The organism is Salmonella sp. NW1250 (genome assembly GCF_051812965.1).
Taxonomy (GTDB): Bacteria; Pseudomonadota; Gammaproteobacteria; order Enterobacterales; family Enterobacteriaceae; genus Salmonella; species Salmonella enterica.
Genome location: NZ_JAMNDD010000001.1, coordinates 531624 through 550158, shown reverse-complemented (window position 1 = coordinate 550158; position 18535 = coordinate 531624). Strand labels below are relative to the sequence as shown.

Annotated in this window: 19 protein-coding genes; 11 read left to right on the top strand and 8 right to left on the bottom strand. The window is 47.5% G+C overall.

Annotation, left to right across the window (positions count from 1 at the left end; all coding sequences use genetic code 11):
• Nucleotides 1-74: 74 nt before the first annotated feature.
• Together NBA72_RS02780 and NBA72_RS02775 are read right to left on the bottom strand one after the other, a co-directional pair.
• Nucleotides 75-1184 carry a hypothetical protein gene (locus NBA72_RS02780; protein WP_042947170.1) on the bottom strand — a complete coding sequence of 370 codons (1110 nt, stop codon included), beginning with the start codon at nt 1182-1184 and terminating at the stop codon, nt 75-77.
• Nucleotides 1185-1573: 389 nt separating this feature from the next.
• On the bottom strand, nt 1574-2431 hold the full coding sequence (locus tag NBA72_RS02775) for a GyrI-like domain-containing protein (RefSeq protein WP_010989022.1): 858 nt from the start codon (nt 2429-2431) through the stop codon (nt 1574-1576).
• A gap of 293 nt (nt 2432-2724) precedes the next feature.
• Here NBA72_RS02775 and zirU point away from each other — a divergent pair, with 293 nt between their 5' ends.
• The 4 genes from zirU (at nt 2725) to NBA72_RS02755 (ending at nt 7134) form a co-directional block, all read left to right on the top strand.
• A complete protein-coding gene (zirU, locus tag NBA72_RS02770) occupies nt 2725-3570 on the top strand; it encodes a two-partner-like secretion system exoprotein ZirU (RefSeq protein ID WP_042947174.1) in 846 nt (281 codons plus the stop codon).
• A gap of 74 nt (nt 3571-3644) precedes the next feature.
• On the top strand, nt 3645-5627 hold the full coding sequence (gene zirT / locus NBA72_RS02765; RefSeq protein ID WP_042947175.1) for a two-partner secretion translocator ZirT: 1983 nt from the start codon (nt 3645-3647) through the stop codon (nt 5625-5627).
• 20 nt (nt 5628-5647) lie between these two features.
• On the top strand, nt 5648-6478 hold the full coding sequence (gene zirS, locus NBA72_RS02760) for a two-partner-like secretion system exoprotein ZirS (protein ID WP_072106044.1): 831 nt from the start codon (nt 5648-5650) through the stop codon (nt 6476-6478).
• Nucleotides 6479-6576: 98 nt separating this feature from the next.
• Nucleotides 6577-7134, top strand: coding sequence for a redoxin family protein (locus NBA72_RS02755; RefSeq protein ID WP_001062621.1), 558 nt, complete (start codon nt 6577-6579; stop codon nt 7132-7134).
• 106 nt (nt 7135-7240) lie between these two features.
• Here NBA72_RS02755 and NBA72_RS02750 read toward each other — a convergent pair whose 3' ends face one another.
• Nucleotides 7241-7579: an antibiotic biosynthesis monooxygenase family protein gene (locus NBA72_RS02750; protein ID WP_042947180.1), complete on the bottom strand. Its 339-nt coding sequence runs from the start codon at nt 7577-7579 to the stop codon at nt 7241-7243.
• A gap of 27 nt (nt 7580-7606) precedes the next feature.
• Nucleotides 7607-8293, bottom strand: a complete 687-nt coding sequence (locus tag NBA72_RS02745; RefSeq protein WP_042947182.1) for a B3/B4 domain-containing protein — start codon at nt 8291-8293, stop codon at nt 7607-7609.
• Between the two features lie 43 nt (nt 8294-8336).
• On the opposite strand from NBA72_RS02745, the gene NBA72_RS02740 reads away from it, so the two are divergent.
• Nucleotides 8337-8939 (top strand): helix-turn-helix domain-containing protein, encoded by a 603-nt coding sequence (locus NBA72_RS02740; protein WP_000163372.1) that lies wholly within the window; start codon nt 8337-8339, stop codon nt 8937-8939.
• Nucleotides 8940-9020: 81 nt separating this feature from the next.
• On the opposite strand, the gene NBA72_RS02735 is transcribed toward NBA72_RS02740, so the two are convergent.
• Nucleotides 9021-10052, bottom strand: a complete 1032-nt coding sequence (locus tag NBA72_RS02735) for a mechanosensitive ion channel family protein (RefSeq protein WP_000493665.1) — start codon at nt 10050-10052, stop codon at nt 9021-9023.
• A gap of 238 nt (nt 10053-10290) precedes the next feature.
• On the opposite strand from NBA72_RS02735, the gene NBA72_RS02730 reads away from it, so the two are divergent.
• The gene (locus tag NBA72_RS02730) at nt 10291-10545 is read left to right on the top strand and encodes a DUF2534 family protein (RefSeq protein ID WP_000605645.1); all 255 of its coding nucleotides are present in this window, start codon (nt 10291-10293) and stop codon (nt 10543-10545) included.
• A 54-nt stretch (nt 10546-10599) separates the two neighbouring features.
• On the opposite strand, the gene uspE is transcribed toward NBA72_RS02730, so the two are convergent.
• From uspE to ogt, 3 genes are all read right to left on the bottom strand, one after another.
• Entirely contained in the window at nt 10600-11547 is a 948-nt protein-coding gene (gene uspE, locus NBA72_RS02725; protein ID WP_001262138.1) for a universal stress protein UspE, read from the bottom strand.
• A 150-nt stretch (nt 11548-11697) separates the two neighbouring features.
• Nucleotides 11698-12450, bottom strand: a complete 753-nt coding sequence (fnr, locus tag NBA72_RS02720) for a fumarate/nitrate reduction transcriptional regulator Fnr (protein WP_000611914.1) — start codon at nt 12448-12450, stop codon at nt 11698-11700.
• Between the two features lie 195 nt (nt 12451-12645).
• Nucleotides 12646-13161 carry a methylated-DNA--[protein]-cysteine S-methyltransferase gene (ogt, locus tag NBA72_RS02715; protein ID WP_042947185.1) on the bottom strand — a complete coding sequence of 172 codons (516 nt, stop codon included), beginning with the start codon at nt 13159-13161 and terminating at the stop codon, nt 12646-12648.
• A 257-nt stretch (nt 13162-13418) separates the two neighbouring features.
• Between ogt and smrA the strand changes: the two genes are divergently transcribed.
• From smrA to dbpA, 5 genes are all read left to right on the top strand, one after another.
• On the top strand, nt 13419-13982 hold the full coding sequence (gene smrA, locus NBA72_RS02710) for a DNA endonuclease SmrA (RefSeq protein ID WP_001046799.1): 564 nt from the start codon (nt 13419-13421) through the stop codon (nt 13980-13982).
• Nucleotides 13983-14391: 409 nt separating this feature from the next.
• A complete protein-coding gene (locus NBA72_RS02705; RefSeq protein ID WP_042947186.1) occupies nt 14392-15546 on the top strand; it encodes a methyl-accepting chemotaxis protein in 1155 nt (384 codons plus the stop codon).
• Between the two features lie 145 nt (nt 15547-15691).
• On the top strand, nt 15692-16675 hold the full coding sequence (zntB, locus tag NBA72_RS02700) for a zinc transporter ZntB (protein WP_000387373.1): 984 nt from the start codon (nt 15692-15694) through the stop codon (nt 16673-16675).
• 275 nt (nt 16676-16950) lie between these two features.
• Nucleotides 16951-17133, top strand: coding sequence for a proline-rich small protein YnaL (gene ynaL, locus NBA72_RS02695; RefSeq protein ID WP_001670836.1), 183 nt, complete (start codon nt 16951-16953; stop codon nt 17131-17133).
• A 28-nt stretch (nt 17134-17161) separates the two neighbouring features.
• A complete protein-coding gene (gene dbpA / locus NBA72_RS02690; protein ID WP_023206469.1) occupies nt 17162-18535 on the top strand; it encodes an ATP-dependent RNA helicase DbpA in 1374 nt (457 codons plus the stop codon).

Here is an 18535-nt window from a genome sequence, read left to right as displayed (position 1 = left end):
AGTGAAGATAAACAGTACTCATGGCTAACGGTCTGTTTTGGATTGCTAACTATCCCGGATTCTGCGCGTTTTATTTAGTCACAACCGTGGTTAAGAATATTTTGGGTCAGACTTACACGCCGGGTATTAAGATAATCCCTCGCATAGAGAGCTTGATCGGCATCATTCGGTTCAAGAAGAAACGGCGTGACTTTAGGTATGAGATCAGCAAACAGGTTATATTGATCCACAGAGGCAAAATGCCGGGTAGCGCTGGCCCAGGGCATTCGCATCAGCTCTGCGTAAGAAGGGGATAGTTGAACAGGTAAATCAAATTCTTTCAGATTAGCAAGCATCTCCTTACTCATATAAAATGTGACCCTGTTTCGCGAAAAGGTGTTAAGTACTGCCTTCAGTCGTTTAACTTTTACTTCTTTACTCATGCTATTATCAAAGAAACGTGGTGAAAGCATAATAGCAATCGATGCATTTGGTGAAATAACATTATGTAGTGGTTTCAGGGCTACAACAATCTGATCGTTTGTGAAGATACGCTGCGTACCAGAGGAGGTAGTATAGTTTCCACCCAGCCATATCACATAATCTGTTGTTTTGAGGGGAAGCGCTTTTTCCGGTATATTACCCCTGTCAGGTGCCACTGTTTCAATTGCTAGTGAGTCTTGTCCCCAGACATTATTTATTTTAGAGCTCAAAAAATTATATTCTGAAATGTTCCTTAGTTTTAGTAGAGTTATCTGTGAGCGGGTAAAAAAGAGATTGAATCTCACTTTGTTCTGCAATTGCCGAAGTAATCTGAGCGTGTTCTGATCGATCAGATGACTATACAGACCAACAGTTTTTCCGGAAAGTATTGCTGAGGCATTGTTCGCAAGAAGCATCTCTTTTATAGCTCCTTGCCCAATAATCAATACGCAACGGTATTTTTCTGGTCTGATTTTATCTATGGGGATATCGGTAAGATTGACCAGGTCAGGAGTGCCATGCCGCCAATTATCATGAATGACTGTGGCTCCGGAGGCGTCTCCTCCGGCTCCCCTGGTGATAATAAGAGGAGGGTGGGTACTGGCATGTGCGATATACGAAAAACAAGCTACCATTGCTAGCGCTGTGTTTCTGATGGTTGTATACATATCGTCTGCCCTGATTTCGAAAATATGAATAATGTCTCCTCTTATAATGTACATCAAAAAGAGAGCATTTTAATTAAACGTTATCTCAACGAGATAAAAGGTTAGCACAGTAAAGTATAGAGAGAATGTAATCATACCAACATTATAGATGTGGGAGCATGAAGGCCCTGCAAGCCGCCCGGCCAGCATACTCCCATTAATAGTTAAAGTATGGACTTTGCTTTTACCGTAAACTGTAGCCAATATTACCTGATCACTACACCGTACAGTACTGTCAGAAATCTGTCCACGGCGTCGCGTGCACGAAAGTTATTTTCTCAATCCTTTCAAAACGTTAATTTATTTAATAGTCACTTATTTTATCAGAATCAATACTGAGAGTTTTATTACCGCTCTGAAAAGAGAAGGCTTTTCAGATGAAATACGTGGATGGTATGAAGTCATTACAGTACAGGGATGTAATAATAAAGATCGACAATGGATTCATTATTCTGTTGCTTTTGGACGGATGCCAAATGGAAGTATTCAATATCTTCTCCTTCTCTCCTGATAAGATTCAGTTTTGGCAATATACACATATATATTGTATTGGAAAATTGTTGATATTGTTCCTTATGACCAACGAAATGGAATTTTGCATATTTACCACATTTTATTACCCTCGACATGGGTATTTTTCCTCCATCGACGGAATTATGTTCCATACCAAAAAAACTGCTTACGGCGATGACCTGGTCTTTGGTATTATCCGGCTTAAAAGACGAGAGACAATACACATTTTCGCCCCACGTTCTGAGCGTCTCATGAATGATTTTCCATTTTATAGGCGACGCTTTTTTAGGAAGGTCATTTGTTGCGATCTGATGAGATGTTTGAAATCCGAAAATTTCTTTTGACGTAAGCTGACAAATTTCGAACTGATAATGCTCATCACAGTCAAGCCAGTAGGGAGGCCGTAGGTTTCTGAGATCCCAGAAATCAGCCTTGCGATAGTTATTGGGATTGACGCCAAATGTTTTTTTGAACTCTCGACTATAGGACTGCACTGAATCAAACCCCATTCTGAACGCGATATCTGTGACCGACTGAGAGGTCAGCTTTAGCAGAGTGGCGCTTCTGCTCAACTTGCGTTGTCTGATATATTTTCCGATAGAGACGCCACACTTTTCTTTAAAAAAATCCTGCAAACTCCTTCGCGAATAACCTGTTATAACAACCAGCTTTTCAATATCAATCCTCTCTTCAAGATTTTTTTCTATTTGCTCTAATACTGAGATTATTATGGCTTTTTTCATCATCATTCCTCTTTATTGAAGCCGAAAATATAAACATTTAAGGTGTTTGACATACTGTGTTATTAAACTGGTGGGTGGTTGTTAGCTTTTCTGGCAAAACAAGAAAGATTTAAATTGCTTGACGTTTCTGAATAAACTTTACACTTGGAGATCGGATTTTGCCAGTAAAGCTAAGTAATTAGCATGGCGAAGGGCATAATTTCACAGGCGGTTAAAATGATTGAATAACCCTGAATTTTTAGCCCGTGAGATTATAAATCTCGTAATTATTTCTAATGATTTAATAAAAGGGAATTGTTTTGTACTTCAAAAGATCTTTATTAACGTTAGCAATTTGTGCATCCGTGGTCTCAGTAGAGGCGGTGGCGAATACCAGAGCCAATGATATGGCTTCTTCTGCTACGCCTGCTTCTGTTGGTCACCGTCCTGTGGCAACTACTAATGCAAAAAAGATAGAAGTGTCTGGGGAACTGACGACCGGTTCAACCCTCCAGATAGCGGATGTTTTTATTAGGGATGAGGATAGGGATCCCTTATCGCTGGATAAAATGAATAATGCCGACGATATTAAATGGTATCTGGTGGATAATGAGGCCGCCGATCCTTCTGGAACCCCGGCGGCAACCGGGACGGCTTTTACCATTCCTGCTGATGCAGGCGGTAAAAAAATTAAAATCGTTTACCGAATTAAGACGGCAACGGGGACGCCGGATAGTGCATTCTTGCCTGCCACTGTCTTATTAACTGCTGCATCTTCTGGGGTGGGCGGCGACTCCGCCGCAGACGGTACAATTTCTAATAAGCTACGTTCTGTCACTATCAATGTGGTGAATGAAAGTGGTAAACCGACTGATGAACTCAACGGTACCAATGACGCCAACACTCCAGTGGTAGGCGGCACCCTTGAAGCGGTACTGGAATGTGCCGCCACAGCGGCGGCTGAGTGTGAGGTCAGTAATTATAACTTTACCTGGCAGATGGCGGATGCCGGGACACCAGATAAGTTCACCGATCTGAATAATAGCAACGCTGAAAAGCATAAATATATTATTAAGGGAACTGAGCAGAATAAACTGTTCCGTGTCCACGTTACGCCTAAAACGACGAAAGCCACGCCGGAGAATAAACGCGCTATCCGTCGCTGATGGTTATCGCCAAATAAACATCTTATTTAAATACTCCCTCTGCCAGGCAGGGGGATATAGCAGGAGACAATACAGTGGTTTTTTCTAAAAAACCTATTACTAAATATATAACCTGGGCCATTGTTACCAGTCAGATTTCACTCCCGGTTATCGCTGATAGCGATAATGAAATTCAGTCGTGGATTGCAGGGACGGCATCGTCTATTTCTCCGCACCTGCAGGAGGGGACGCTGGAGGATTATACCAAAGGAAAAATCAAGGCGTTACCAGGGCAAGCCGCTAATCATCTGGTGAACGAGGGGATAAAGAACGCTTTTCCGGAGATTATTTTCCGTGGTGGCGTCAATCTTGAAGATGGCGCGAAATATCGCTCATCAGAGTTCGATATGTTTATTCCCGTCCAGGAAACAACATCGTCTTTACTCTTTGGCCAGCTTGGCTTTCGCGACCACGACAGCAGCAGTTTCGATGGCCGCACCTATGTTAACGTTGGTATGGGTTACCGCCAGGAGGTCAATGGATGGCTGCTCGGCGTCAATACGTTTCTGGATGCCGACATCCGTTATTCCCACTTACGTGGCGGCATTGGCGGGGAAGTTTATAAAGACAGTCTGGCCTTTTCCGGCAACTATTATTTCCCTCTCACCGGCTGGAAAACGTCAGCAGCGCATGAATTACATGATGAGCGTCCGGCATATGGCTTTGATCTGCGAACAAAAGGCACGCTTCCCGATTTTCCCTGGTTCAGTGGCGAGCTCACATATGAACAGTATTACGGGGATAAAGTTGATCTATTGGGTAACGGTACATTAAGCCGGAATCCCCGCGCCGCAGGTGCGGCTCTGGTCTGGAACCCTGTCCCCTTGCTTGAGCTCAGAGCAGGATATCGGGACGCCGGTAACGGCGGATCGCAGGCAGAGGGCGGTCTGAGAGTCAACTATTCCTTCGGTACGCCGTTACATGAACAGCTTGATTACCGCAACGTTGGGGCGCCGTCGAATACGACTAATCGGCGTGCCTTTGTCGATCGTAATTACGATATCGTCATGGCGTATCGGGAGCAGGCCAGTAAAATCCGCATTACGGCAATGCCGGTGTCAGGCCTGTCCGGGACGCTAGTGACATTAATGGCGACGGTAGATAGCCGTTACCCGATTGAGAAAGTTGAGTGGTCGGGTGATGCGGAGCTTCTCGCCGGACTTCAGCTTCAGGGGAGTTTGGGCAGCGGCCTTATCCTTCCTCAACTTCCGCTGACGGCGACCGACGGTCAGGAGTATAGCCTTTATTTAACGGTGACTGACAGCCGGGGTACTCGCGTGACCTCCGAGCGTATCCCGGTAAGGGTGACACAGGATGAGACCAGTTTCCGTTCATGGATAAATGTTATCAATGACGATGTTCAGGTTGAGGACGGCAACTTTGTTATCAGTACGCCGCTTCCTGCCGGAGAAGAGGGGAAGGTTATTGAGTGGCACTACGTGCGCGAGCGTTCTGAAGAGGAGTGGACGTCGCTCAAACCACGTCATATTAAGTATCAATCAGATATGCCGGGTCTGGCATTTAAAGCGCTCGGTGGTACAGAGCGTGACGGCCATTGGGTTGAACGGGTTCTGGTGACCCATATCGGCGATGATGCCCGTTCGCTCAAATTACATATTGAAGCAAGCGGACCAGACGATAAACATCCGGTGAAGGGTACCGTACTACTACAAGCGCAGTCAGACAGTATTGCGCAGAAGGTCACTTCTGTGGAGGTGCTTTTTACGCCGGGTACTGAAGAAGCCAACGGAAGCGTTACTGCGCCAGTCGTCGGAACAGAAATGCGAGCCAGAACGCTTTGTGTAAATAACACGGACTGTACTGATGCGTTTAATTATCAGTGGGAAATCTCGGATGAAATGAAATCCTGGCAATCCGTACCGGGGGCTACAAAAGCCACCTGGCTTCTTCCTTATAGTCTTAATGGGGAATCGCTTCAGAATAAATATATCCGCGTCAGAATTATTTCTGATAAGGAAAATGCTAAGGGTAATACCGCAACCTCTGATGCGAATTAATGTTTTAAAAAGGATCAACAGTGCGTATGTCGAAACATAATCTTATTATCTATAGCCTGCTTCTGGCGGCTGCGCCGATAAGCGTCTTGGCGGATTCGTCGACAACGTCCGCGGCAACCGTCGGGATATTTTCTCCTCCTACGGCGCCGAGCGTTGGGCACAGGCCTGGAACACCTCGTGATACCTACGAATTGCAGTTTAATGGACTTGGCTTTTCTATTGAAAAGTATACACCTTTTCCGGGAATGACTATTGCGAGGAATGCCAGAAATGTAGGCATCAGAGACCCGGATAATAACTATCAGTCTGCGGAAACTTTTACTACAGTATGTACGTATTATCAGATCAATAAAGATAACTCTCAGCATATACTTAAACGTGAAAAGCCATGTGAGCATAAATTTAATATCCAAAAGGAACATCGGGGTTCAAAGATTAAACTAGAAATTTATAATGAAACGGATATGGCTTCAGCGTCAGGGTACACGCCTGTGCCATCGGTATCTGAGTTCCAGTATATTGAAACAGAAACTATATCTAATACGCCAAGCCCAGATTTAACAGTTATGAGTATAGATAAGTCTGTATTATCGCCGGGTGAAAGTGCCACCATCACAACTATTGTTAAGGATATCGACGGGAATCCTGTAAATGAAGTTCACATTAATAAGACTGTAGCGCGTGAAAATTTAAAAGGCTTATGGGATTATGGCCCTCTTAAGAAAGAAAATGTTCCAGGTAAATATACACAAGTTATAACCTATCGTGGGCATAGTAATGAACGTATTGACATATCTTTTAAATATGCAATGAGTTTCACGAAAGAAATTTCCATCAGAGGAAGACTATAAAACGATATTAATCATTATGACTAATATAATTCTTTTTATCACCATCATATTATTATGGATGTTCACCTGGTTTTTTAGCGGATTGCTAAATAATTATTATGGCTAAAATAATACAAACGTTAAAAGGAGAAGTTTTTATGACACCAGCAACAACACAAGATTATATCTCATTGGGTCAGGAACACGCTGTCACCTTTGGCAAAACGCAGCTGACCCTCAAACCCGGTATACTGGCTGAAGGCGAACCATTACCCTGCACAAAGGGGCTGGTGAGCCATAATTTATTACCGGGTTACTGTATCCCGGGGATAAAAAAGCGGATTATTGTCGTCCCGTCACTGGATACGCCGGTTTGTGAATGGCAGGTAAAAGACTATAGTGACCGCCTTAAATCAGCGGGTAGCCACTCAAACCGGGCGGTATATGTGCTGAGTATGGATACGCCATTTGCTCAGGCCCGTTTTATTCGGGAACATGATATTCATCCCGGCATAACCTTTGTTTCTGACTACGCTTGCCGCCAGTTTTTGGATAATTCCGGGCTGAAAATTAATGAGCTCAGTATTTTTGCCAGAGCGTTGATAGAGTGCGATGAAAATAATGTGGTTACGCGTGTTATTGTACCACGAGATATCACTCATCTTCCTGTTTACTAATCACTTATATCAGCACCGTCCCTGCACAGAGAACCGAATAACCGGCAATGCAGGGGCGCAGGCATCCTCCTGTAGTGCCCCCACATTTAACACATATACTATTGCATCACGCATAAGGAACTGAAAATGATGCCAGCGGATGGGGCAGGTTAACGTTATGGCACCCCTGAATTTCTGAAATAATCGTCTGGTAACCGGAAAGCCACTTATGACTTTGTGATTTGGCCTGCTGGTGCTGTAAATTATTTATCAATAGCTCCATTGATTCGCGGGTCTGCCAGTAATAATTATTAACCATTCTTCCGCTGGCGGCATCGGTATAGCTTTCCATCCCAATATAGCCATCAATAGACTGCGTATAGCGCTCAATCCAGCCATCCAGTTGATAAAACTCTTCGTCGTACTCTTTTTTTTCGAAAATAAAACTTGTCAGAAACAGCGACATGGTATTTCTCCTGTTACGCAATATCAATCAAACACCTATCAACGTGGATTCAAAACGTAAACCTGGCATCATTTTTTCAAGGCCGTCAGTCAGCATGTTTCCTGCCGCGTACAATTCATCAACCGGCATTTCCGGCAAGCTTTCAAGGATAAACCACATCGCTTTATCTGAAGCGCTTAGTCGGGTACGTACTCCCTGACGCCAGTTCCAGCGCCGACAGGTGACGCCTCTGTCATCGCGCCAGATAACTTCGCCCGGTTCTGGCGACTCGGTGGCGGGTTGTCCTTCTTTCAGAGTATCAAATGTTTCACTACCGTCTGCGAAAACCAGCCTCGGCGATCCACAATAAGCCGCGCTATTTTCGCCGCCTACCGGTACGGCATAGCGCAGGCTCACCGCGTTATAAAGATCAACGACCGGATCCAGCGCCGCCATTGTTCCATCCTTCAACACGCGTTTTCGTAGCGCTTCAGCCGAGCAGGGGGTGCGCTTTGGTTTTGCGCCGAATGCTTTAAACACTGCATTCCAGGCGTCTATATGCGCCTGTGCCCACGCCGGTTGGCCGTTAATTACGGCCTGACAGGCCTCTTTTAGCGCGATTTCTCCGACCTGCACATCGCGAATCGGAGCGGCAATAACATTAATACTTAATGCACGAAAGCCGGGAGCGATACGGGCCAGTTCCGGGCTGATTGACGGTAACATAGAAGACATCGCATAATCCTGTAATGACTATTTTATTCTATGATATCGACCAATGACCAAAAAAGTCAACTTATCGACCACGGCGGGCGCTGACGTCAGCACGATAAATGAAGCTGTTTCCCAACGTATCAAACAATTTCGTAGCCAAAAAAAGATGTCGCTGGATGAGCTTGCGCGGCGTTCCGGCGTCAGTAAAGGAATGCTGGTGGAAATTGAAGGCTGTAAAGCCAATCCAAGCATTGCGCTGTTATGTAAGATCGCGGCGGCAATGGGAGTGTCCGTGGCGGATGTTGTCAACGTCGCCAGCGAGCCGATGGTCCATCTTATCGACCGGGATGCTATTCCGGTGTTGTGGCGCGGCGAGAAAGGCGGCAGCGCAAAACTGATGGCGGGAACCAGCGGGCCGGATATGCTGGAACTCTGGCAATGGATAATGCATCCTGGTGAACAGTTTGAATCGGCAGGGCATCCGGCAGACACCTGTGAATTACTGTTTGTTAATCAGGGAACACTGACATTAACAGTCAATGGTAGACGCTTTATTATTCGGGAGGGCTGCTCCGCTGTAGCCAGAACCGACATGCCTCATGCCTACGTTAACGACACTAATGAGGTGCTTGAATTTACCATGACGGTGAATGAAAAGAGCCGTTGATCACCGTAAGGCGCTAACAACCCGTCATCCGGACAGGAAAGCCTCGGTGCCCGATAAGCGTTATCGGGCACCGGCTATCTTTTATTTTGTCGCAGGCGCGGCCTCCGGGTCATCGATATAGAGCGTCTGGCTTGGGAAGGCGAAGTCAGCGCCGTTTTCCTGGACAATCGCAATAATTTTCAGGTAAACATCCTGCTGTACGGCAAGCCATTCCTGCCATACTGTTGTTTTGGTAAAGCAATACACCATAATATTCAGCGAAGAGTCGGCGAATTCATTAAAATAGACCAACAGCGTCTGTTTCTGATCGATATCTCTGTGCGCCTGCAGCATGTTTCTGATAGCGTCAACAATGAGGCCAATTTTGTCGGCATCTTCGTAACGTAATCCAATAACCGTTTTTATTCGACGGTTGGTCATCCGTCCCGGATTCTCAACGCTAATGGATGAAAAGACGGAATTAGGCACGTACAACGGGCGGTGGTCGAATGTGTTAATTCGCGTAATTCGCCAGCCGATTTCGGCGACCGTACCTTCGATATTTCTGTCAGGAGAACGAATCCAGTCTCCGATACTGAAGGGGCGATCGAAATAGAGCATAATACCGGAGAAAAAATTGCTCAGGACATCTTTGCCCGCCATACCAACAGCGATACCGCCGATACCGCCAAAGGTCAGCAGACCGGACAGACTCATGCCAAAATGTTCGCCATACAGTAAGACAATCGCGACAATAATGGTTATTTTTATGACCCGTGCCAGAATACGGGTACTGGTGACATCTCTACCTTTATTGACCTGTGCTTTTTCAAATTGGTTAATAATCAGGAAAAGTTTTATCGTCAGAATAAGCGCAATGAGTGAGGTGCAGATAAAATCAATGACCCCGGAAGAGATAAAACGCAAATTATAATCTTCAATAGCATTATTCAGGATGCTCCCGATGGTCCCAATAATAATCGCGTAAATAAAAAACTGTGCCGCATGGAACGTGAATCCTTTCTTCCACTGTACGTTACGACTGAGCCAAAATCTCACGACCAGCAACGCCATGCCGCAACTGAAAAGTATCGCCAGATTAAATGCGTTTTTGAGAAAAAATTCAGTGAACATTATTGTTTTCCGCTCCTTCCTACGATAACAGCTCAGAATGACCTGATTAACAGGTATTTTACCCAGGATAAACGCGTAGATCATCGATAAGTAAAAAGAAGAAATAGTGGTATCAGCTTTAATCTCAGCGGTTTACTTTTTATGTAAATACAATGTCACGTTTTATGGAGCAGACATCGCGTGATTGTCATGGTATTGTTGCTATCAGGTAACAAAGTCATCTGTAAAGGACAATACTATGATCATGATGAAGCTGAAATCGGCGAAGGGGAAAAAATTTCTGTTATGCCTGCTGGCAGTGTTTATCGTTGCGGCATCGGTGGTAACGCGCGCGACTATCGGCGGTGTGATTGAGCAGTATCATATTCCACTGTCCGAGTGGACAAGCTCTATGTATGCCATTCAGTCGGCAATGATTTTCGTTTACAGTCTGGTGTTCACTATTCTGCTGGCGATTCCTTTGGGGATCTATTTCCTCGGCGGAGATGAGTAACAGGAATGAGGTATTGGCCGGATGGCAGCGCCATCCGGCAGGACGGAAGAGGGATTAATCGTCCTCGTCGTCCAGTTCCACCGGTGTTTGATACTCATCAGGCTTAATGACTAACAGGTCGCAGCGCAGATGGTCAATGACCTGTTCGGCCGTGTTCCCCAGAAACGCGGCCGAGAGTCCGGTACGTCCAACGGTGCCAAGCACAACGATCCCCGCCTGGAGATGTTCGGCAAGATCCGGGATAACTTCTTCAGGCAAGCCTTTTTCTACATGCGTAACTTTTTCATCGATGCTGAATTTCTGGCGCAGCGCTTTCATCGCCAGTAAATGCTGGCCTCTGATGGCGTCGTTATACACGCTGGGATCAAATTCCGGCAGCTCAATGGCGATATTGATTGGCGTAACGGGGTAGGCGCCGACCAGGTGCACTTCGGTATGATTAACCTGCTCCGCCAATTGTAAGGTCTCTTTTACCAGCTTTTCGTTGAGAGCATTATGATAGGGCTCTTCGCTTGCCAGGTTCACGGCGACCAGGGCTTTGCCGCCCTCTGGCCACGGCTGATCTTTGACCATCCACACGGGGCTTGGGCATTTACGCAGCAAATGCCAGTCGGTAGGGGTAAAAATGACCGCTTCCAGTCGATCGTGCTGATGCGCCATTTTTAACACCAGATCGTGACTGCCGGCGATAACCTCCTGGATGATGGCCTCAAAGGGACGATTGTGCCAGACCACTTTAATTTCAATGGGGACACCGGCTTCAAGATAATATTTCGCCTGCTCACGTATCCAGGCTGTGCGTTGACTTATTACGCCCTGACGCATTGCGGTGCGTTCGTCAGGAGAAAGCAGGGTGGTCATCTCATACGAGAAATCGTAAATAGGCAGGAAAGCTTTAATTTTGCCGCCAATCCGTTGATGCAAATAAACTGCTCGCCGTAATGCGGGTTGGTCGTCCTGATTGGGATCGATGACCACCAGCATATTTTGATACATAGCCATACAGGGTCTCCTTACAACTGTCATCGCAGTTTGTAACTAAAGAGTAACTCAAATATGGTGAATGAAACAGAGGAAGCGCTTCTGCCAGATCAATAAATGAGAAAAATTTAACGATATGGCAGAAGATAACATCAATGGTTTAGCTGACGTTTAAGCGACGTTGCGGGTATGACCGGCGAGGGCCGCCAGCGCATCGCTGTTTTCAATAGTAATATACTTACCTTTCACCGCCAGCATACCGCTTTTCTGGAAACGCCCCAGCAGACGGCTAATGGTTTCGACCGTTAAGCCCAGATAGTTGCCGATATCGCCACGGGTCATCGTCAGGCGGAATTCACGCGGTGAGAAACCACGCTGCGCAAAGCGGCGGGACAGGTTGTAAATAAACGCAGCCAGACGTTCTTCGGCGTTTTTCTTCGACAATAACAGGATCATATCCTGATCGCCTTTAATTTCACCGCTCATCAGACGCATCATTTGCTGACGCAGGTTAGGCATTTTGCCGGACAGGTCATCCAGTGTCTCAAAGGGTATTTCACATACCATTGAGGTTTCCAGCGCCTGTGCAAAGCTCGGATGATGACCGCTGCCAATGGCGTCAAAACCCACCAGGTCGCCTGCTAAATGGAATCCAGTAATCTGCTCATCGCCTTGCTCGGTAATGGTGTAGCTTTTAATCGTTCCGGAGCGGATAGCATAGAGCGATTTCAATTCATCACCTGCTTTAAACAGAGTTTGCCCTTTCTGAATGGGCTTTTTGCGCTCGATGATATTATCAAGCTGATCAAGCTCATGCTCGTTAAGTGTGAACGGGATGCAAAGCTGGCTGATACTGCAATCCTGGCAATGGATAGCACAACCGCCAGACTGAATGCGCCGTATAATTCGCTTTTCCGGGATCATAGGTCTGCTCAAGCCGTAATTGATATTTGTCAATTTTAACATCTTTTTGGTGAGCGCGTAAGTCTGAGCTATCCCGGAGAAGGAATAATTCAAGTATAAGTTTGATGAATACTTTTATCTATTTGAAAACACGTAATTTATTTGTTGTTGCTTTACATAAAAGTGTGACCGATAAGGCACTTTTTGCCTGTATTTTCATAATAAAAGATAGCCTTCATGGCGTAATAGCCACTCTTTTCGCTGCACGCCGCCTGCGTATCCGGTCAGAGTGCCGTTATGCCCGATGACGCGATGGCAGGGAACAACAATACTGATGGGGTTAGCACCATTCGCAGCACCGACTGCGCGTGCGGCGCCCGGTCGTCCCAGTTGCGCCGCCAGTTGACCATAGTGCATCACCTGCCCGCAGGGGATAGCGCGCAACGCCTGCCATACTTCCCGTTGAAAAGGTGTGCCCCCCGTGGCGGTTTCCAGGGTATCAATTACGGCGAGATTGCCTGCAAAATAATCTGCAAGCTTATCGCTGAGTCCACCGGGGTTAGTCGCAGAAACGCGTTCATAGCCTTCGTGACGGTAGTGGATATTTAGCAGTTGCTCCATACGATCGCGGTACTGTTCCCACTCAATGGCCCGCAGTCGAAACTGCTCATCGCAAACCACCCATAACGGTCCTAATGGCGTGGCTATCTTCTCTTCAAGTAATCTCAGCATCCGTTCTCTCACATCGTCTTAATCTAACGTAAGAGACAAGATATCATGCCAGGAATACCCGCAACCATACTCCTTAAAAGATAGTCAGGGATAACACATTTAGCGACGGTAATATCGTTGGCGGAGAAAAAGAGAGCCGGGCGAGGCGGTTAATTGCCTGACATTGTCGCTGTTATTGGAAATAACTGTAAACCGTTGTCGGTATAACAGGGCACGGTTATGATAACGGCAGTCGCAAAAACGCTGGAGGATGAACCATGAACCTTGACGATAAAGCGCTGTTTCTTGACGCCATGGAGGATGTCCAGCCGCTGAAACGCCATACTGATGTACACTGGCAGCCAACGCGTAATCTTAAAACGCCCCAGCGTATCGACACGCTCCAGCTTGATAATTTCCTGACGACGGGCTTTCTGGATATTCTGCCGCTGAATGAACCGCTGGAATTTCGTCGGGAAGGATTGCAGCAGGGTGTCATCGACAAGTTACGCAGTGGGAAATACCCTCAGCAGGCCAGCCTCAATTTGTTACGCCAGCCGGTCGAAACGTGCCGAAAAATGCTGTTTCGTTTTATCCTGGAGGCGCAGAAAGAGGGGTTGCGTAATGTCCTGATCATTCATGGTAAAGGGCGAGAGGCGAAGTCGCATGCCAATATCGTCCGAAGCTATGTGGCCCGTTGGTTGACAGAGTTTGAGGATGTACAGGCTTATTGTTCGGCGTTGCCGCACCATGGCGGCGGCGGGGCATGTTATGTCGCGTTACGTAAAACGGTGCAGGCTAAACAGGATAACTGGGAGCGCCATGCGAAGCGTAGTCGGTAAATCGTTGCCGCTGGCGGACAGGACCGCCAGCGCAAGCTCGCGCGAACCCGATTTATGCCTGCTATAACGCCTCATCCAAATGCTCAGGATTCTGCAAGAGAACGGGCGATAACGCTGTCCGCGGTAATAACACGGAGAAACAGTCATTCGCTTATTTAAGCGTCTATTAAAATATACTGGCTTTCGACTTAACTATTAAGCAGAAAATGGTGAAAAGTACATCACTTGTCAATATGGATGGATAAATATCCTGGTATAGCGAATATAGGTGATTTTATCTGTTGCACTAAGGGAAATGGCGATGGTCTGGTATTGAATATGGAGAATGTCAAAGAAACGAATGGCAATAGCTATCTGAAATGCTATAAAAATAAAACCTGTCTCCTATCCTGGTTGTAGGCCATCAAAAATGTTAAGAAATATCAGCGTCAGGACATGCATTATTCTATTCATGGTATGTACGTTTCTTTTGGTGGATACTTTACAAATAGCTTTTCTGCACGATCTCCCTATTTTAATTACGTGTAATATCATTTATCTGATCTCGGCATTACTGCTTTGGTGGTATATGACCTGCTATCTGGTTGTGCCAATTAATACCGTGAAGAAAAGTATTGAAGAGGTCGCAGCAGGAAACTTGTCTATTCATATCTCCGAATTTGGCAATAATTGCGCCGGGCGACTCATCCCCGGGATTAATAGCCTGTCGGAGAATATTTCCGCGCTGGTACGCGAAATCAGATCCTCTTCGCAAACGGCAATGACCCTTTCCGAACAACTGGCGGCGCGCAGTATGTCGCTATCCGTAAAGACGGAACAGCAGTCGGCCTCGTTAATTCAAACTGCCGCCAGTATGGATGAAATGGCAGCGAGTACCAAAAACAATGCGGATAATACCCGAATGGCGAGCATACAGGCGGATTGTGCAACCCAATGCGCCCGTAAAGGCGGTGAATTAATGGTGCGGGTTACAGAAAATATGCGTTCTATTACCGACTGTGCCTCGCAGATGACGGAGATTATTTCATTGATTGACGGTATCGCATTCCAGACTAATATTCTGGCGCTTAACGCGGCGGTAGAGGCTGCGCGGGCGGGCGATCATGGAAAAGGTTTCTCCGTGGTGGCCGGGGAAGTGCGTAATCTGGCGCATCGTAGCGCTGAGGCGGCAAAAAATATCAAGGCGCTGATCGACGTTACGCATGACAATGTGCGGCAGGGGGCCGCCATAGTGCAGGAGGCTGAAAAAAATATGCAGGAGATTGTTGGCGGTTCCGGGCAATTAAACATGCTGATGAGTGAAATTTCCACCACCACGCGGGAGCAGGAAAAAGGCATTAACCAGATAACACTGGCGTTGAGCGATCTGGAAAGCGCAACCCATAGCAATGTCTTAATGGTTGAAGCGCTATCTGCTTCTTCGGATGTTTTAAAGGCGCAGGTGATCGAGTTACAGACTAAAACCGACAAATTTCGTTTAAGCCAGCCGGGTTACAGTGAACATGCGCTGTCGCGCTCTCATGTATCACCTCTTTCGACCATCACCAGGCGCGGCCAGGCCTGATAATACATGTTTGGTAAGCGCCTGTTGCTAAGGCGCTTTTTTCGCACGTTCCCGTAATTCTTTTTGCGCAATGAGAAAATGAGAGATTGCTTAACCTTTCCCGAAAGCTAGACTAACGGCATCAGAGTTGTAACGTGGAGGCGCTGTGGAAGCCATTAAGGGATCGGATGTGAACGTGCCGGATGCCGTTTTCGCATGGCTACTGGATGGTCGTGGTGGAGTAAAACCGCTCGAAGATAATGATGTGATCGATAGTCAGCATCCCTGTTGGCTACATCTTAATTATACCCACCCGGACAGCGCCCGCTGGTTGGCTTCAACGCCTTTACTCCCCAATAACGTGCGTGATGCGCTGGCTGGTGAAAGCTCGCGCCCGCGCGTAAGTCGTATGGGGGAAGGGACGCTCATTACGCTGCGCTGTATTAATGGCAGTACTGACGAACGCCCGGATCAATTAGTGGCAATGCGTTTATATATGGACGAGCGATTCATTGTGTCTACCCGTCAGCGAAAGGTTCTGGCGCTGGACGATGTGGTCAGTGATTTGCAGGAGGGCACCGGGCCCGTAGATTGCGGCGGCTGGTTAGTGGATGTGTGCGATGCGTTAACCGATCACGCCAGTGAATTTATTGAAGAGCTACACGATAAAATTATCGATCTGGAAGATAATCTTCTCGACCAGCAAATCCCACCGCGCGGTTTCCTCGCATTGCTACGTAAACAGCTAATTGTTATGCGCCGCTATATGGCGCCGCAGCGCGACGTCTATGCCCGGCTTGCGAGTGAACGGCTGCCGTGGATGAGCGACGATCACCGGCGCAGAATGCAGGATATCGCCGACAGGCTGGGAAGGGGGTTGGATGAGATTGACGCTTGTATCGCGCGTACTGGCATCATGGCGGATGAAATTGCCCAGGTGATGCAGGAGTCTCTGGCGCGCAGAACTTATACCATGTCGCTTATGGCGATGGTTTTTCTGCCCAGCACTTTTTTAACAGGGTTATTTGGCGTTAACCTGGGCGGTATTCCCGGCGGCGGATGGCGGTTCGGCTTTTCTCTGTTTTGTATTCTGTTAGTTGTCCTGATCGGTGGTGTTACTTTATGGTTGCATCGCAGTAAATGGTTGTAACAAAAGCGCTTTTCAGGCCATTTCGTATGAAAAAACGCCGAGAAATTTGAGCGAAGTCAATAAACCATCTACCTATTCGGGGCAATATCTCTCTCGCAGGTGAATGCAACGTCAAGCGATGGGCGTTGCGCTCCATATTGTCTTACTTCCTTTTTTGAATTACTGCATAGCACAATTGATTCGTACGACGCCGACTTAGATTAGTCGGCTTTTTTTTGCCTGTAGGATATCAGCGTCTACCCTTTAAGAGTCTGAATGACATTCTGGAGGGTAATATGAGCTGTCTTTTGACCTTATTATATCTACACTCGTCCTTGTCGGACCCGATTCCCACTGACCCTGTTCCCATTCCTGAGCCGCTTCCCCGTCCTCAGCCGATGCCCGACCCGCCGCCGGACGAAGAACCGATTAAAATGTCGCATCAAACGCCCGGATCTGCGAGGATACGCGCCTGCTGACTATGAGTCGTTACCGCGAGAGTAAATTGTGACCGCTTTTTCAACCCTGAATGTTTTGCCCACCGCCCAGCTCAATAACCTTACTGAGCTGGGCTATCTTGAGATGACGCCTGTTCAGGCCGCAGCATTACCCGTCATTCTGGCGGGAAATGATGTGCGTGTGCAGGCCAGGACCGGTAGCGGCAAAACGGCGGCGTTTGGTCTTGGGCTCTTGCATCGAATTGATGTCACTCTGTTCCAGACACAGGCGTTAGTGCTTTGTCCGACGCGGGAGCTGGCGGATCAGGTTGCCGGAGAGTTACGTCGCCTGGCCCGTTTTCTGCCAAATACCAAAATTCTGACCTTGTGTGGCGGGCAACCCTTTGGCGCACAGCGCGACTCGCTTCAGCACGCTCCGCATATCATTGTCGCGACGCCGGGGCGCCTGCTGGATCATTTACAAAAAGAAACCGTATCGCTGGATGCGCTGCACATTCTGGTAATGGATGAAGCTGACCGAATGCTGGACATGGGATTCAGTGACGCCATTGATGAGGTGATCCGCTTTGCGCCTGCGACGCGCCAGACGTTATTGTTTTCAGCAACCTGGCCTGAGGCCATTGCGGCGATTAGCGGTCGTGTACAGCAGCAGCCAATACGTATTGAAATCGATACGGTAGATGCGCTACCGGCTATCGAACAACAGTTCTTCGAAACGTCTGCGCATGAAAAAATTTCGCTGCTACAAACGTTGCTTAGCCAGCATCAGCCAGCGTCCTGCGTGGTGTTTTGCAATACCAAAAAAGATTGTCAGGCCGTTTGTGATGCGCTTAATGCGGTAGGACAAAGCGCGTTGGCGCTCCACGGCGATCTGGAACAACGCGACCGCGACCAGACGTTGGTGCGTTTTGCAAATGGCAGCGCGCGCATTCTGGTTGCCACCGACGTTGCCGCGCGAGGATTAGACATTAAATCGCTCGAACTGGTGGTTAACTATGAACTGGCCTGGGACCCGGAGGTGCATGTCCACCGTATTGGCCGTACGGCGCGCGCGGGAAGTAGCGGTCTGGCGATCAGTTTCTGCGCGCCGGAAGAGGCGCAGCGGGCAAATATTCTTTCAGAAATGCTGCAACTCAAACTGAACTGGCTGAATGCGCCCGCCCGGCAGTCGTTGCTCCCTCTGGCCGCAGAGATGGCTACCCTATGTATTGACGGCGGCAAAAAAGCGAAAATGCGTCCGGGAGATATTTTAGGCGCGCTGACCGGCGATATTGGATTAGACGGGGCGGATATCGGCAAAATTAATGTGCATCCAATGCACGTTTACGTCGCCGTACGTCAAGCAGTAGCGCAAAAAGCCTGGAAGCAGTTGCAAAACGGGAAGATCAAAGGCAAGTCATGCCGGGTACGGCTATTAAAATGA

Bases quoted from the DNA above. Each gene is read 5' to 3' on its own strand.
- NBA72_RS02780 (WP_042947170.1), bottom strand. From the start codon at position 1,184: ATGTACATTATAAGAGGAGACATTATTCATATTTTCGAAATCAGGGCA.
- NBA72_RS02775 (WP_010989022.1), bottom strand. From the start codon at position 2,431: ATGATGATGAAAAAAGCCATAATAATCTCAGTATTAGAGCAAATAGAA.
- NBA72_RS02755 (WP_001062621.1), top strand. From the start codon at position 6,577: ATGGCTAAAATAATACAAACGTTAAAAGGAGAAGTTTTTATGACACCA.
- NBA72_RS02750 (WP_042947180.1), bottom strand. From the start codon at position 7,579: ATGTCGCTGTTTCTGACAAGTTTTATTTTCGAAAAAAAAGAGTACGAC.
- NBA72_RS02745 (WP_042947182.1), bottom strand. From the start codon at position 8,293: ATGTCTTCTATGTTACCGTCAATCAGCCCGGAACTGGCCCGTATCGCT.
- NBA72_RS02740 (WP_000163372.1), top strand. From the start codon at position 8,337: ATGACCAAAAAAGTCAACTTATCGACCACGGCGGGCGCTGACGTCAGC.
- NBA72_RS02735 (WP_000493665.1), bottom strand. From the start codon at position 10,052: ATGTTCACTGAATTTTTTCTCAAAAACGCATTTAATCTGGCGATACTT.
- NBA72_RS02730 (WP_000605645.1), top strand. From the start codon at position 10,291: ATGATCATGATGAAGCTGAAATCGGCGAAGGGGAAAAAATTTCTGTTA.
- uspE (WP_001262138.1), bottom strand. From the start codon at position 11,547: ATGGCTATGTATCAAAATATGCTGGTGGTCATCGATCCCAATCAGGAC.
- fnr (WP_000611914.1), bottom strand. From the start codon at position 12,450: ATGATCCCGGAAAAGCGAATTATACGGCGCATTCAGTCTGGCGGTTGT.
- ogt (WP_042947185.1), bottom strand. From the start codon at position 13,161: ATGCTGAGATTACTTGAAGAGAAGATAGCCACGCCATTAGGACCGTTA.
- smrA (WP_001046799.1), top strand. From the start codon at position 13,419: ATGAACCTTGACGATAAAGCGCTGTTTCTTGACGCCATGGAGGATGTC.
- NBA72_RS02705 (WP_042947186.1), top strand. From the start codon at position 14,392: ATGTTAAGAAATATCAGCGTCAGGACATGCATTATTCTATTCATGGTA.
- ynaL (WP_001670836.1), top strand. From the start codon at position 16,951: ATGAGCTGTCTTTTGACCTTATTATATCTACACTCGTCCTTGTCGGAC.